Source organism: Mycoplasma sp. 06067-C1-B144P-99-0482-3, from assembly GCF_051053925.1.
In the GTDB taxonomy this organism is placed as follows: Bacteria; Bacillota_I; Bacilli_A; order Mycoplasmatales; family Mycoplasmataceae; genus Mycoplasma; species Mycoplasma leachii.
The window spans coordinates 1,009,430-1,025,797 of record NZ_CP144017.1 but is presented as its reverse complement, the minus strand read 5'-3'; the positions used below and the strand labels follow the sequence as shown (position 1 = coordinate 1,025,797).

The window sequence follows — 16,368 nt, the reverse complement described above, 5'->3', positions numbered from 1 at the left end:
ATTATGAAAAAGGCAAATGTTTTAAATTTGATTAGATATCATATAGAAGAAAACGACATATCTTTTAGAAAAGAAGCATGTATTATAGCTGAAGAATTTTATAAAATGGGTGATGATGAATTAGGTGAATATGTTTTATTTATGTTAAGAGATGCAAATCATTTTGTTCCACAAATAGACGAAGAATATGATATTCAAATACCGTTTACTCAAAAAATAGAACTTGAAAAAAATAATGAGCCTTTACCACTTCCACAAGTTATAAGTGAAGAAATAAAAGGAGTTATTAATGCTATTAGTAAAAATAGAAGGATAAATAAGTTCTTATTTCAAGGTTTTCCTGGAACTGGAAAAACTGAAACTGTAAAACAAATAGCAAGAATACTAAATAGAAATCTTTTTATGGTTGATTTTAATAATCTAATTGATTCTCGTTTAGGTCAATCAAATAAAAACATTGCTGAGTTATTTCAAAAAATTAATGAAACTCCACATTCAAAAAAAATTATTATCTGTTTTGATGAAATTGATGCTTTGGCCTTAGATAGAACAAACAAAACTGATCTAAGAGAAATGGGTAGAGTAACAACTGCTGTTTTTCAGGGTTTAGATAAACTAGATTCTGATATTATTGTTTTTGCAACAACAAATCTTTTTAAACATTTTGATAAAGCTTTAATCAGAAGATTTGATCTTGTAATTGATTTTAATAGATATTCAAAAGAAGATATGTTAGATATAGCTGAAATTATATTAAAGCATTATATTAAAAAAGTAGATAACATTAAAAGTGAATTAAGATTATTTAGAAAAATTGTTTCATTATCAGACGAATTGATTTTTCCTGGTGATTTAAAAAATATTATTAAATCAAGTATTTATTTAAGTGATCCTAAAGAACAGTATGATTATTTAAAAAAGATTTATAAAAAAATAACTGATGATAAGTTTGACATTAAAGAGCTTAACAAACATAACTTTACTGTACGAGAAATCGAAATTTTAAAAGGTTTATCAAAAAGTAGTGTAGCTCTTAAAGTAAAGGAGCCAAACTTGAATGAATAATCTTATTATATTAAAAGGGGATTTTGAGCTAGGTAAAAATACTAAAAAATCTAGTGGTCTTGAAATACCAAAAATATCTACTATAAGAATAGAACATCTTGAAAAAATACTTAATGAATTAATAAAAGCATCTAGTTTTTGGAAAAAACAAAAAATAGATATTAATCCAATAATAAACGTTAAATATAAAAGAATTATTTCTAAAAGTAAAAGAATAAGTTATTTATTATTAAAAAAATTACAAAAAAATAATGAACATATTATAGGTTCAAGTTTTTTAGATGAATCAACTGAAAAAAAGTTAGTTAAAAAACAAGTTATTACTTATTATTTGACACAAAAAGATTTGCAAGAAGCAATAAAGAGATTAGATGCAATAATCAATATTTTAAATAAAAGTAATTTTAATCAAATTGATAATAATTTAATTAAGCTAATTTATAATGAAGAATATTTACCCATAAAAAAGGAAATTCAAAGACATGAATTTCTTAACAAAACGGTTTTTATATCAACTTTAGTGGATATTAACTATGTAGAAGAAATTTTTGTAAAAACTAACCATAGTGATAAGAATGTTGATAGTGTAGTAACTTTATATGATATAGGTATAAAAGCTGTTGATTTGCTAAATAAACTCGGAATTGATGTTAATATGTCAAATTTTATTGATGATCACACTTTGTTTTTAGATAGAGATCAGTATGATGAATTAAAAACTAGAGCACCTTTTTTAATATCTATGTCAGTTGAAGAACTTACTAAATTTGTAATAGATGATAAAGAAGAAAAAACAACAATAAGTGATATTATTTCTATACCAGATCCAACTGATGAACCAATAGTTGGCGTTATTGATACAATGTTTTGTAAAGATGTTTATTTTTCTAAATGAGTAGACTTTAGAAAAGAAATTTCTGATGATATTTTATTAGATTCTAAAGACTACGAGCATGGCACTCAAGTTAGTTCTATTATTGTTGATGGCCCATCTTTTAATAAGAAATTAGAAGATGGATGTGGAAGGTTTAGAGTTAGACACTTTGGTGTTATGCCACATTCTAGTGCAAATGCCTCAACTCTATTTAAAAAAATAAAATCAATTGTTACTAATAACTTGGATATAAAAGTTTGAAATTTATCACTAGGTTCAATTTATTCAGTTAATTCTAATTATATTTCATTATTAGGTTCTCTACTTGATCAATTACAGTATGAAAATGATGTTATTTTTATTGTTGCAGGTACTAATGATAGAGAATGTAAACAAAGAATAGTAGGTTCACCTGCTGATTCAATAAATTCAATTGTAGTTAATTCAGTAGATTTTAAAAATAAACCAGCAAATTATTCTCGCAAAGGGCCTGTATTAACATATTTTAATAAACCTGATATTAGTTATTATGGTGGAGTTGATAATAATAAAATTACTGTATGTGGTTGTTATGGAGAAGCAAAAGTTCAAGGCACTTCATTTGCTGCTCCATGAATTACTAGAAAAGTAGCTTATTTGATTTATAAAATGAATTACAGCAAAGAAGAAGCAAAAGCATTAATAATTGACTCAGCAATCAAATTTGATAGACAAGAAAATCATAATAGAGATCTTATTGGATATGGTGTAGTTCCTATACATATTAATGAAATACTACAATCAAAAAATAGTGATATAAAAGTTTTGTTATCATATAATACAAAAGTTTATTATACATATAATTACAACTTACCAATTCCAACTCAAAATAGTAAATTTCCTTTTATTGCAAAACTTACTTTTGTTTATTTTGCTGAATCACAAAGAAGACAAGGTGTTGACTATACACAAGATGAATTAGATATTCAATTTGGACCAATAAAAAATCAGTCTGAATCTATAAATGATATAAATGAGAACAATCAATCTAGTTCTAGTTCAAATACTTATATTTATGAAGATGAAGCTAGAAAAATATTTGCAAAATGAAACACTGTTAAATCTATAGTCAAATGATCTAAAACTCTTAAGGGTAATAAAAGACATTTTATAAAAACAACAAATAGTAGATGAGGTATTAGAGTAATTAGAAAAACTAGAACTGATAACATAAATAATAAATCAATAAAATTTAGTTTAGTTATAACTTTTAGATCAATTGATAATAAAAACAGAGTTGAAGAATTTATTAGTTTGTGTAATAAAAGCGATTATTGGGTTGCAAGCAAAGTTCAAATTAATAATAAAATTGATATTTATTCAAAATCAAATGAATATTTAGATTTTGAATAATCCATTTTTTAATAAAAAGACTCACATAAGTGAGTCAATTATAATTATTTGATTATTTATTTTTTGATTTGTTGAACTTGAGCTTGGATTTGAGCAAGTTTCTTATCTTTATTATTTAAATAGATTAATAAAGCACCAGCAGCAAATCCAACTAAACTAATAACAACAATCACTATCATTAAAATTTGATAGGCAAATTGATTGTTATAACCACCTTTTATTAGAGGATCAGCAACTTTATATTTAGCAATTAGAACTGCTTGTAATTGTTGAAATCAAGCATCTGGAGTAAAGGCTACAACACTAACAATTCCAACAGCTGAAGCATAATGTTTTCTATCAATTCCAATTTCAAACAAAGTAGCCCATCTATTAGTTACTAAACCTCAACATAAAGCGCCTAAACATAAAAAGAATGTATAAACAATAACTCTTACTGTTCATAAGTATCATTTAGGAGCTTTTTCTATTATTCAACCAACTTTGTGTCCAGGTAATAGTAAAACTGTTGTTACTAAAAAAGTTCCTATTAAGATACCAGTCATTAAGAATTTAACATATTTACCAGTTTTATCAGCTATTTTACCAGCAGGAGCTGAGAAAATAAATCTAAATAAATAAGTTCTTAATAATCCACCTATGAAGACAGCTATTGCTGAAACTTGAAGTGATACTTCTAAATAAGAAACTAAAATGCTTAACCCCATTTGATACATATAAACACCCATAACAACAAGTGATACTAATCAAATTTTTACATTTTTTAATATTCCAAATACATCTTTTATGTTAAATGAAGTGTTTTCTTCTTTTTCTGATTTATCTTCTTTAACTGTAAATATTAATAAAATAACAGTTATTGCGATTAATCCACAAAACATATAAATCATGATTGAAAAGTTTCATACACTAGGAGTTGAAATGTTTTTCCCAGCAAATAAAGGAGTTAATACAAAAAATAAAATATATCCAATTGAAACTAAAACTGTTCCTGCAAATCCATTAAAACTACCATGTATTCCATTTAAAATACCATTTTGCTCTGGTTTACCTTGTTGAGATAATAATTTTCATAATGGAGCTCAAAAAATGATTTTAGCAAAAGCTCAAATTGCATAAATAATACATAATTGAATAAAACGTGATTGAACACCAGCTTCATTTAAAATTGGACCATTAGCACTTTGAACTAAAGCTCCACCAGCAGTTAAACCAATTGATCCATATCAAGCTCCAGAAACTCCAAATGTTGCAAGACCTATAATAGTTAATCACTTAACACTAAGTTTATCTCCTAATATTGAACCAAAAAAATAAATTGCTAAAGAAATATAACCATAAATTGCACTAGCTTGAGATAAATGCTCAGTTTTTACTCCCAAATATAAACTTATTACTTCAGAACTCATAACGTTTCTTAAATAAGAAGGAAAAATAAACACTAAAGTATCTGAAACAGCTAGTAGCATAATAACAAATAATGTTTTTTTATTAAAAGTTTTAAAAGTTTTATTTATAAAATTTGTGAAAGGATTTGGTTTTGTTGTTTTTGTCATAGGACACTTACCTTTCTGTATGTAGGTAATTAATTAAAATTACCTACTATAATTGTAGTTGATCTAAAGTAGTCTAAACAAAGATTAATATATTTTCAATTTACTATTTTATTTGCAAGTATTTATACAGCTATTAGCATAAAATTAGATTATAAGGTTATATATTTAACCTTATACAATATAGAAAGGAATATGTTTTGGTTAAAAATAAAATATTTAAATTTGTTAAAGAAAATTTTGTTTTATTCATTTTAGCACTAGCTGATGTTGCTATTATGGCTATTCCGTTTTATATGGATAATTTTATTCCTAACATGAACTTAAATTTTAAATTAAATCAAGCCGACTATTCACAAGCGGGTGCTGTTTATGGTTTTGTTGCTATACCTTGTTATTTATTAGGATCATATCTAGGTGATAAGTTTAGAGCAAAATCATTAGTAGTTATTGGTATTTTAATTACTGGAGCACTTGGAGTTTGATATGTTTTAGTACCAGTTATTCCAATTATTGCTGGTAATAATAGTGCAACTCTTACTGGTGGTTTATTAATTGCTACAAAAGTGCAACTATATTTTATTTTTGGTGGATTTGCTTTTGCTACTTGTGCATTATTTTGAGCACCATTGTGAAAACTTGTTAAAAATCAAAATACTGAAGGTTTGCCTGAAGAATTAAAAGAAAAACAAGTTGGTAAAAATAATGGTATGCAAGGAGCATTAAATGGTCTTATTGGACTTACAATTGCTTTATTTGGTACTTTATTGTTATCTCTTCAAAATTCAGAAAAACTAGGAAAAATTGGTGGGGAACATGGAATTAGTATTGCATTTCTTATTTTAATTTCAGTTTATGCTGCATTAATTATAATTTCTGCAATTCTTGCTATCTTTTTTATTAAAGAACCTAAAGTTGAAGAGCCATTATCATTTTCAGTTAAAGCAATGGTTAATGTTTTAAAGCAAAAAAACATTTACTTATTATCTATTTTAGTTTTAGGTGTATATATGCTACAAATGGGTCTATCTTCATATGTTAACTATATGAGAAATATATTTTATGTTCCTGCAGTAGCTGTTATGATTATTGGGATTTTTAGAACCTATGTAATGCGTTTTATGATTTCTGGTTGATTTGGTAGATTTGCAGATAAACAAAAATCATATATTCCACTAATTCTTATTGGACTATTTATTGGTATGGTTCTAATTACTATTGGTATTGTTTTACCTGGATTTGCTAAAGATTATCCAAATGAAGAATCAATTAAAAAAACATCTGGAATTATTTTACAAGTTGCAGCTTGCTTTAACTTAATTTTAATGGGAGCTGTTACTTGAGCTGTTGTTACAATTAGATGATCTCCAATTGGAACTGATTTAAATATTCAAAATGATAGTTATGCAGCTGCTGTAAATATTGTTAGTGTTATTGCTTTTACTCCAGATGCATTCTTTAAACAAATAAGATCAGCAATTGAATCAAAACATCATATGCAAATAGATGGAGTTCAAGTTGCAGATAAACTAGGAAACCAATTAATTCTACTAGTTGTTGTTATTTTTGGATTTATTGGATTTTTAGCTGGAGTTGCTTTACACTTTTCACTAAAAGCTGATAAGAAAAAAATGATGTTATTAAATAAATAAAATTTCTATAATAAATTCTTAATAGATTAAATAGTAATCAACAAATAATTAATATTTAAAAAATTCATTTAAACAATTAAAAGAGGTGAATATAATGATCTTAGTAGCACACCGTGGTTTTAGAGGTCTTTATGGAGAAAACCGTGAATATGACTTTAAAAATGCACTAACAATTTGTAAAGCTGTTGAATTTGACATTAGATTAACAAAAGATGACAAAATTATTATTTTCCATGATCATAATTTTAAAAGAATTGGAAATTTAAATAGAGGTGTTAAAACTCTAACTTATGATGAAATTACAAAAATTCCTTATTTTGTAGAAAATCCATTGGCAACTCCTATTCTATTTGAAGTATTTATGGATAAATATTTTGACCAATATGAAATGATTAATGTTGAAATCAAACCAGATCATTACATTGAAGAAGAATTAGATATAATTTTTAATGCAATTAAAAAATACTGTAATAAAGGTGTTGAAATAATAGTTTCTTCATTTAGTCCAGTTGTATTAAAAGAAATTTTAAAAAGAAAAGAAAATTACTACAAATCAGGATATTTATTTGAGAAAATGTCTCAATTTGATGTTCAATCAGGTAAAAAATTTGATTTTTTACACCCTCCAATTACTTTATTAAAAAAACAATCTAATTGTGAATTATTTAAAAAATTAAATATTCCTTTAAATGTTTGAACATTTAAAAAAATGTCTGATGTAGAAACTATACATAAAATGTATAAAGATTTAATTAATGGTTATATTTCAGATTATCCTGACTTATATCCAAAAACTAACTAAATTTAAAAATTTAATAGTTTATTATTAAATAATAATCCAACTTTTTAACTTGGTAAATCTTTATTTTTGAGCATTTTATTGTATACTTTATTAGTAAATTAATATCATAATGATAACATAGCAAGGAGAATAACTATGCCAAAAATTGATATTCAACCAAAGTATTTTGACCAAGCAAAATTTATTTGTACAACTTGTACAAATGAATGAGTTTGTGGAACTTCTAAAGGTGAAGAAGTAAGAGTTGATGTATGTTCAAATTGTCATCCTTTCTACACTGGAGCTCAAACTTATGCTAATGTAGCTGGACGTGTTGAACAGTTTAAATCAAAATTTGCTAAAAGAGATACAATTAAAGCAGAAGCTCAAAAGCAATCTGCAGCTCAAAAAGCAAAAAACCAAGAAAACAAATAATTTGAGGTCTTAAGGACCTCTTTTATTTTTTAAATACATTAAAATAATAATAGTGCTAAGTGGAGGTTAATTTAATGTCATATAAAATTAAAGACCTAACCTTTCGTTCTAAAAAATCTAGTTTAGATAAAGTTAATTTAATTGCTGATGATGGTCATATTGTTGATATTGTTATTGATAATCAACAACAAATGAATTTTTTTAAAAAAGTTTTACTAGGTAAAAAGAAAAATAAAACAGGTAGATTTCAAATTGATGATTTTGATATTATTAATAGAGGCTTTACTAGAAAAAATGTAGAATTTATTAAACACGATACTTGAATACAACGTGTGATTCCAAGTAAATGAGTTCTAATTCTTTCTTTATTATTTGATCAAAACTTTTTAAGAAGTGCATCAGTTAAATATATTGGAAAGAAATATGAATATTTATCATTAGTTGCAAGTAAAGGTGAAGTTAATGATAAAAAACTTAGACAAAATATTGATAATTTAATCTCTGATTACATTAATACAAAAACTAGAGAAGAACAAAAAGCATTATATGATGCAATAAATGATTTAAAAAAACATAATCAAAAAAAATATCTTGAAATTCCTGAACAATGACCTATTCAGATAAAATTACTTTCTAAGGCAATAGAAAACTTAAAAACTGAACTAAGAACAGCTTCTATAATGTTAATGTTTCAACAAACTTTATGAGATAATGTTTATACTTTAAATGAACTTAGAGATAATTGTAGTTGTGAATATAATGCTAAACATTCATCTAATAAAAAACTTAAAAAAAGTTGAAAGAAATTCACTTACCAACAAACTTATTATGCTGTTAATAAACAATTAAAAATTATTAGTGCTAAAATTGTTGAATTAAGAACTAGCATTTTTTATAAAAATAGAAAATTAAATCAATTTAGAGCTCAATGAAATTTTGAGTTTCGTAAGTATCTTAAAGCATTAGCACTTTTAGAAAATGATAAATCAAAAAGATTTACATGAGCAGAACAAGACAAAAAACAAGAATATTTTATTGATTGAAGAAAAGCTAATCAGCAAACTTTAACTGATATTGAAAATAAACAAAAACAAGAATTTATAGAACCTATTAGAAATACTGCAAAAGCTCTTAGTGAAGAAATTATTTTTTTAATTCACCAATATCATGAAAGAGTTTTATCAGATGAATTAGAGTATGTTGAAAAACGTAAATTTTTAAATATGAAAAAGCAACAAAAGAAAGAAATTAAAAGCGTTTTTAAACAAGCTGTTGAAAAAATGACAAATAGTGTAAATAAGTACAACATAAAATTTGAATGATTTATTAAAAGTGGTGTTAAGTATTTATCATTAAATATTGTTTATTTAAAAATTTTAAAGGCAATTAATTTGTCAAAAAGAAATATTATTTTTTCAAATATTACAAAGCATTTATCAGAAAAAGAATTTTTCCAGTTATTTGAAACTATTAAAAGTATTAAAAATCATCATCTTTTAATGACTTTTATTTTTTTAAATGATTCAATTGAAGATGTATATAATTTAGATAAAAAAATTTATTTTGTTAATAATCAATTAGAAGTAAAACCAGAAACACAACAAGAAATAAAACAAGAACTAAAAGAAATGCCAATTATTGATATTTTTGATATTTTATTAAAAAGAAGTGAAAATAGTATTAATAAAATTAGTTATGAACTAATTGATAAAAATCAAATTAAAATTCAAGATAGAAGATGAATTTTAAATAATTGTATTTTAAAAAGTAATGGTTTTGTGTTTTTTAATCCTTTTAAAATTTCACTTGAATTTAAAAACCCAAATGATCTATGTTTAGAAGTTAAAATTATAAAATCTAAAAAATATGTTGATAAATTTATGCATTGTGCAATTACTAAAAATAAAGAAAAAATTTATTTTTATAATAAAGACAAAACTTTTATTGAAAATGAAAAAACTATGCTTTATATAAATAAAAATGCTATTAGTAATATTATTTAAAGGAGTTATATGTTAGATCAAAAAAAATCAAAACTATTATTAGATAAAATTAATCAATATCAAAATATTATTATTGCAAAACATAAACAACCAGATTGAGATGCTCAAGGTAGTGCAATTGGATTAGCAAACATTATTAATGATAATTTTAAAAATAAAACTACTTATGTAGTTGGGTCTAGAATTAGTGATGATAATAGTTTTTTTATTGATGAAACTGATTTAAATGATGAATTTGTTAAAAATAGTTTAATTATTACAGTTGATACAGCTACAAAAAAAAGAGTAGATTTTAATAGATTTGATTTAAGTTCTGATAGTTTTAAAATTGATCATCATATAAATGTTGAAGATTATTGTAATAATGATTTAATAGATGATAGTAGTATTTCAAATACTCAAGTTATTAGTTTATGGGCTTTAGAAAATAATTTATTTATTTCATCAATTGCTGCTTATAATTTATATTTAGGTTTATTAACTGATTCAAATAGATTTTTATATGATAAAACTAATCAAACAACTTTTTATGTTGCATCTAAGCTATTAGAAGCTGGAGCTAATTTAAAAAAAGCAAATGACTTTTTATATGTATCAGATCTAAAATTAAGACAATGAATGATGTATAGTTTTTCAAAAATGAAATTAACTAATACTGGTATTGCTTATATTGTTTTATTAGATGAAGATTTAAAAGGTTGAGATTTGAGTTATGAAGAAATTAAATTAGCACTTTCAGTTATGAGTGGAATTAAAGAAATTAAAATTTGATTTACAATTATACAAGTAGAAGATATTTTAAAAGTTTCATTAAGAAGTAGAGATTTTAGTATTGATAAAATTGCAAATAAATATAATGGTGGAGGTCATAAATTAGCTAGTGGAGCTGAAATTAGTTCATTAGATCAAATTAATGATTTAATTAATGACTTAGAACAACTAATTAAAGGAGAAGTGTAGTAATGATAGAATTAGATATTAATGAAATAGAAGCATATAATTCTAATAAAATGGGTTGAATTGAACTAATTACAGGTTGTATGTTTGCTGGAAAAACTGAAGAATTTATAAGACGATTAAAAGTATTAAGTTATGCTAAAAAAAGAGTATTGGCTTTTAAACCAAGTATTGATAATAGATATTCAGTTGAAAATATAATTTCACATTCAGGAAACAAACTAGATTCATATTTAGTAAAATCAAGTAATGAAATTAAACAAATAGTTGAAAAAGAAAATCAAATCCAACAAGTTGATGTTATAGGAATTGATGAAGTACAATTTTTTGATGAAAACGTTGTTGATATAGTTGAACAACTAGCAGATAATGGAATAATTGTGATTGTTAATGGATTAGATAAAGACTTTAGAGGACTACCATTTAAAAATGTAGATAAGTTACTAGTAAAAGCAGAATTTGTAACTAAACTAAGAGCTAGATGTCATTTATGTGGATCTTTTGCTAATAGATCTCAAAGAATTGTTAATGGGCAACCTGCTTTATGAAATTCTCCTTTAATTCTAGTTGATGGTAAAGAAAGTTATGAAGCAAGATGTAGAAAATGTTTTATAGCTCCTAAAAAGGATGTGTAATTATGAATGTTAAAACGTATGAAGCACTAGAAACAATGCAAAAAAGATTGTTTCAAATTCAAAAAGATTTAGAAGATGAAAATATTTTAAAAGATATTAAAAAGTTTACTGAACTAAACAAAGAAAAAGCTAATTTAGAAGAAGTTGTTGAAAAATTTGTTGAATATAAAAAAGCAGTTGATCATATAAAAGATGCAAAAGCTATTTTAGAAAATGAAAAAGATACTGAACTTATTGAATTAGCAAAAATTGAATTAGATGAAAATAACGATAAGGTTGAACATTTACAACAAGTGATTGAAGAAATGTTGTTACCAAAAGATCCAAATGATGAAAAAAATGTTATTGTTGAAATCAGAGGTGCTGCTGGTGGAGATGAAGCTAATATTTTTGCTGGTGATCTTTTAAGAATGTATAAACTTTATGCTGAAACTCAAAATTGAAAAATAAATATTTTAGAAGCATCTTTAGGTGAAGCTGGTGGTTATAGTCAAGTTGTGTTTATGATCAAGGGTGACAGAGTTTATTCTAAATTGAAATTTGAATCAGGTGCTCATCGTGTTCAACGTGTTCCAAAAACTGAAGCTAAAGGAAGAATTCAAACTTCAACAGCAACTGTTGCAGTTTTGCCTGAAATGAGTGAAGTTGAAATTGAAATTAGATCAAATGATCTAAGAATTGATACATATAGAGCTTCTGGGGCTGGTGGTCAACATGTTAATACTACTGATTCAGCAGTAAGAATTACACATTTACCAACAGGAATTGTTGTAACTAGTCAAGATGGAAGATCTCAACACGATAATAAAGATATAGCAATGACAATGTTAAGAGCAAAAGTTTATGAAGCTGAAGTTGAAAAACAACAAGCTCAAGCTGATGCAACAAGAAAAAATGCAGTTGGAACTGGTGCTAGATCTGAAAAAATTAGAACATATAATTACCCACAAAATCGTGTTACTGATCATAGAATCGGTTTAACTTTAAATAAATTAGATCAGGTTATGGAAGGTAATATTGATGAATTTATTATTGCTTTAATTAATGAAGAGCAACGTCAAAAAGTAGCTGAACAATTAAAAAACAATGAATAAAACTATTTTTAATATTTTAAAAGAGCTACAACAAACTAACATCAGTCTGAATAAGACTGATGTTTATCATATTTTAGAACATGTTTTAAATAAAAATTACCAATGAATTGTTAGTAATTTAGATTATGTTTTAACAAAAAAACAACTTTATAAATTAGATCAAATCTGAAAATTATTAGAAAAAAAATATCCTTTAGCATATATTTTAAAAAATAAATATTTTTATTCAAATAATTTTTTTATCAATAAAGATGTTTTAATTCCTAGAAGTGAATCAGAACTAATAATTGATTATGTTAGTGAGTTTATTAAAAATAATAATAATTTATTAATAGTTGATTTATGTACTGGTAGTGGGTGTTTAGGAATAAGTTGTGCTTTATTAAATAAACAAAATAAAGTGATTTTAACTGATATTTCATATAAGGCATTAAAAGTAGCGAATAAAAATATTAAAAGATTTAATTTAAAAAATACTACTTGTTTATCTGGTGATTTTATTAATGTTTTAATTAAAGATAATATTAAAGCAAATGTAATTATTTCTAATCCTCCATATATAGATATAAATGATCAAAATTTAGATAAAAACGTTATAGAATATGAACCAAGTATTGCTTTATTTGCACCAAACAAAGGTTTGTATTTTTATGAAATTCTAATTAAAAATATAGATAAAATAGTTGATGTTAATAAAAAGTTTTTAATAGTTTTAGAATTTGGATGATTACAAAAAGATTCAATAGAACAATTATTGATTAAGAATTGTTTAAAATATAATTGAGATTTTAAAAAAGACTATAACAATTATTGAAGAAATTTAATTATTAAAAATTTCTAAGGATGAATATGTGTAAAAATAAAAACTTCAAAATAAAAATAATAAATAATAAGTTTTCAATGAGAATTAAAGATAGTGATCCAAATATTGAAAAGAAAAACTTTTCAATTTATTTAAGATCTATTTTAGGATTAATTGTTTTTTTATTAGCATTATTACCTTTTTATGCTTATTTATATTTAATTTTTAAACATGATTCTTTAAGTTTTTATTTTACTAATTATAAAATCATCTCTAAACATATTAATTTGCCAAGTAAAGCTCAAATTTGAGGTTTAGCAATTTTAGCTTTAGTGTTTCTGGTGATTGTAATAGCAATGTTTATTAGTTTTAAAGCATTAGTGAATTTGTCAAATAATAAAAGATATAAAGAAACAATTATTGCTTTAATTATTATTTTTGGAATTTTAACTATTTTATTTCAAGGAATTTCACAATATTTTTATGGTTATTTTCAAGACTTTTTTAATTATCAAGTAATTACAGGTTTAGAAAATAAAATTGATGAGTTTAAAAAAATAACTACACAATTTATTGAGTTTGAAAAAAAGTCAAGTAGTATTTATAATTGAATTAATGTTAATAGTATTTGATGAATTATTTTTGTTCAAATTTTTTTAATGTTTGTTACAAGTATTTCTTTACAAAATATTACATTTTTTGAATATGTTGAAAATAGTGAAGATAAATATATTAACTATTTTGTACAAAAAAACAAAACAATTTATCAAAATAAAATTAAAACATATGTTAATAATATTTTTTCTTTTAAAGATAAAACTTTATCAAATTGATTAATTATTTTAGTATTAATGATTTGCTTTCCAATTTTAATTTATATTGTTGCTATTTCAACAAGAGGAAGTGAAAAATCATTAATTTATTGAACACATCAACTACCTAATTTATTAAATGATTATAAAGATTGAAATATTATTTTTGATCAGTATAAAAATCAATTAAATCTAACAAAAAGTAGTCCTTTACTAATTTTATCTTCACCAATTATTTTTTTAGGAATTATTTTATCAACTGTTTTATTTTTATTAGCAATTTCAATTAGAGGACAAAAATCATCTCAATTAGTTTTAAAAACTAAGTTTATTTTATTATTTAGTCAACTTGTTTTTTTAATACTAAGTATTTTTGTTTCACAACTAGAATTACATAAACTTTTAGTTTTATGAAATTCAAATGATCAAGATCAAATTATTGGATATAAATATGTTGAGGCAATAAAAAATGTAGTTGGAATAAAAGTATTTAATGATATTGATCAAAAACTATGTTTTTTAAATAATATTGATCAAAAAATTAATTCTATTTTTAATGATAGTTACATTATAAGTGTATGTATTACTTTTTTAACAGTTTCAACAATTACTGGGTTTTGTATTATTTTAAAAGGAATGCTAGATAAAAGATTAGCAATTGATTTTGTAAGAAATAAATTTAAAAATAAGAAAATATTTAGAAAATAGGTTTTATTATGTTAACAAATATTAAGATAAATAAAGCTATAAAATTGTTAAAAAATAATCAAATAGTTATTTTGCCAACTGATACTATTTATGGACTATCAGCTATTTATAGTTTAGAAAATCAAATCAAGATTAATGAGGTTAAAAAAGCTGATATAAATAAACCTTTAATAGTTTTAATATCTAGTTTAAATCAATTAAATGATTTAGATATTCTAGATTTAACTGATAAAAATTTTTTATTAAATACTGATCCAACAACTGTTATTTTTAAAACAACTACATCAAGTATTGCTATTAGATTAGTTAAAAGAGATGATATGAAACAAATTATTAATAATACTGGTCCTATTATTTCAACAAGTGTTAATATACATGGTTTTGATCCTTTAACTAATAAAAAAGATTTAATTAATTTTAATCAAAATATAGAAGTTTTTTTTGATAAAGAACTTAATAATAAACCATCAAAAATTTATAGTAGTATTTTAAAAAAATATTTAAGATAAAAACAAATTAGTAATTATTATATGTTGGTCTTCTAATAGCCAAGCGATTTCTAAAATTTAGAAATTTGTGGTAATATTTATATTGAATATAAAGGAACTCATATATATGAATTCACATAGTTTAGTTTTTAATTACAGAGATAATAAGCATTTTTTACAAGAAATGCACACAATCATTAAAAAAAGAGGATCAAAAACTTTTGAAGAGTGAATGATTAATAATAATTTTGATTCTGCATATGTTCCAGTAACTATTGTAAATGAAAGAAATGGTGTTTTAGCTGTTAGTGGTTTTATTAAAAGTAAAGCTATTATTAACAAGACTACTTTAAATACAATTTTGCTAACTAATACTTTTACAAAATCAAAAGAAAGCAACCCTTTAATGGTTGATGAATTAATTAAAAATGTTGTTAAAAAATATGAAAATATTTCTGATTTTATTTACACTTTTTCTAATGTAGAAAATGATGATGTTTTAATTAGAAATGGTTTTAAAAAAATAAAAGAGTATACTTACTTTATGCAATGAGATCCTAACAAAGATGCAAAATTAAGTGTTTTAAAAAGATTAGATTTAGATACTAATCAAGTTGATTTTGAGTTTGTTAAAGATGAATTATTTCATAGTAGTAAAAATAACTCTTTATTTTATATTAGAGAAGATGGGGCTTTATCAATTTATAGTTTATTAAAATATTATAGAAATAATGTGTTTTATATTTCTAATTTAGATGCAATTGTAATTTTTTCTATTAATAATAAAACATTTCAATTAATTGGTTTATATTCAAAAAATGAAATTGATGTTTTAGAGCTTTTAGAATCAATAGTACCAAAAGGTATTTTATTAATTGAATTTTATTTTGTACCAAACATTAAAAATAAATTTGTTGTTAAAGAGTTAAGAAAAGTAATGGCTGCTGATTGTCAGCATAGATCATTTTTATATGTAAAACAAAGCACAACTAATTTAGAAGTTTCTAAGTTTGTTGTCCCTTTATTAAATAGATTAAAATAATTAACTATATTACAAATTTATATTAAGATGAAATTATTGCTATTAATCTTTAATTAATTAAATAGGCTTATTTAA

The 16,368-nt window shown here is 23.4% G+C and carries 14 protein-coding genes; 13 read left to right on the top strand and 1 reads right to left on the bottom strand.

What is annotated here, in order from left to right; genetic code table 4:
• Positions 1-3 precede the first annotated feature (3 nt).
• Both V2P32_RS04480 and V2P32_RS04475 read left to right on the top strand, forming a co-directional pair.
• Positions 4-1,065: an AAA family ATPase gene (locus V2P32_RS04480; protein WP_434343486.1), complete on the top strand. Its 1,062-nt coding sequence runs from the start codon at positions 4-6 to the stop codon at positions 1,063-1,065.
• Positions 1,058-3,331 carry a S8 family peptidase gene (locus V2P32_RS04475; protein WP_434343485.1) on the top strand — a complete coding sequence of 758 codons (2,274 nt, stop codon included), beginning with the start codon at positions 1,058-1,060 and terminating at the stop codon, positions 3,329-3,331. Before V2P32_RS04480 ends, V2P32_RS04475 begins: the two co-directional genes overlap by 8 nt.
• A gap of 56 nt (positions 3,332-3,387) precedes the next feature.
• Here the strand turns inward: V2P32_RS04475 and V2P32_RS04470 are convergent, their stop codons facing one another.
• Positions 3,388-4,887: an MFS transporter gene (locus tag V2P32_RS04470; RefSeq protein WP_434343484.1), complete on the bottom strand. Its 1,500-nt coding sequence runs from the start codon at positions 4,885-4,887 to the stop codon at positions 3,388-3,390.
• Between the two features lie 197 nt (positions 4,888-5,084).
• Here V2P32_RS04470 and V2P32_RS04465 point away from each other — a divergent pair, with 197 nt between their 5' ends.
• The 11 genes from V2P32_RS04465 (at position 5,085) to V2P32_RS04415 (ending at position 16,293) form a co-directional block, all read left to right on the top strand.
• The gene (locus V2P32_RS04465) at positions 5,085-6,536 is read left to right on the top strand and encodes a hypothetical protein (RefSeq protein ID WP_434343483.1); all 1,452 of its coding nucleotides are present in this window, start codon (positions 5,085-5,087) and stop codon (positions 6,534-6,536) included.
• A 94-nt stretch (positions 6,537-6,630) separates the two neighbouring features.
• Positions 6,631-7,338 (top strand): glycerophosphodiester phosphodiesterase, encoded by a 708-nt coding sequence (locus tag V2P32_RS04460; protein ID WP_434343482.1) that lies wholly within the window; start codon positions 6,631-6,633, stop codon positions 7,336-7,338.
• A gap of 135 nt (positions 7,339-7,473) precedes the next feature.
• Positions 7,474-7,752 (top strand): 50S ribosomal protein L31, encoded by a 279-nt coding sequence (gene rpmE / locus V2P32_RS04455; protein ID WP_013447505.1) that lies wholly within the window; start codon positions 7,474-7,476, stop codon positions 7,750-7,752.
• 74 nt (positions 7,753-7,826) lie between these two features.
• Complete coding sequence (locus tag V2P32_RS04450; RefSeq protein WP_434343481.1) at positions 7,827-9,755, top strand: hypothetical protein; 1,929 nt, start codon at positions 7,827-7,829, stop codon at positions 9,753-9,755.
• Between the two features lie 9 nt (positions 9,756-9,764).
• Complete coding sequence (locus V2P32_RS04445; protein WP_434343480.1) at positions 9,765-10,715, top strand: DHH family phosphoesterase; 951 nt, start codon at positions 9,765-9,767, stop codon at positions 10,713-10,715.
• A gap of 2 nt (positions 10,716-10,717) precedes the next feature.
• The gene (locus V2P32_RS04440) at positions 10,718-11,347 is read left to right on the top strand and encodes a thymidine kinase (protein ID WP_434343479.1); all 630 of its coding nucleotides are present in this window, start codon (positions 10,718-10,720) and stop codon (positions 11,345-11,347) included.
• Positions 11,348-11,349: 2 nt separating this feature from the next.
• Positions 11,350-12,441 (top strand): peptide chain release factor 1, encoded by a 1,092-nt coding sequence (gene prfA / locus V2P32_RS04435; RefSeq protein ID WP_434343478.1) that lies wholly within the window; start codon positions 11,350-11,352, stop codon positions 12,439-12,441.
• The gene (prmC, locus tag V2P32_RS04430) at positions 12,434-13,282 is read left to right on the top strand and encodes a peptide chain release factor N(5)-glutamine methyltransferase (protein ID WP_434343477.1); all 849 of its coding nucleotides are present in this window, start codon (positions 12,434-12,436) and stop codon (positions 13,280-13,282) included. Before prfA ends, prmC begins: the two co-directional genes overlap by 8 nt.
• Before the next feature lie 8 nt (positions 13,283-13,290).
• Positions 13,291-14,763: a hypothetical protein gene (locus V2P32_RS04425; RefSeq protein ID WP_434343476.1), complete on the top strand. Its 1,473-nt coding sequence runs from the start codon at positions 13,291-13,293 to the stop codon at positions 14,761-14,763.
• Between the two features lie 8 nt (positions 14,764-14,771).
• Positions 14,772-15,272 carry an L-threonylcarbamoyladenylate synthase gene (locus tag V2P32_RS04420; RefSeq protein WP_434343475.1) on the top strand — a complete coding sequence of 167 codons (501 nt, stop codon included), beginning with the start codon at positions 14,772-14,774 and terminating at the stop codon, positions 15,270-15,272.
• A gap of 106 nt (positions 15,273-15,378) precedes the next feature.
• The gene (locus V2P32_RS04415; RefSeq protein ID WP_434343474.1) at positions 15,379-16,293 is read left to right on the top strand and encodes a hypothetical protein; all 915 of its coding nucleotides are present in this window, start codon (positions 15,379-15,381) and stop codon (positions 16,291-16,293) included.
• The last annotated feature ends 75 nt before the right edge of the window (positions 16,294-16,368 follow it).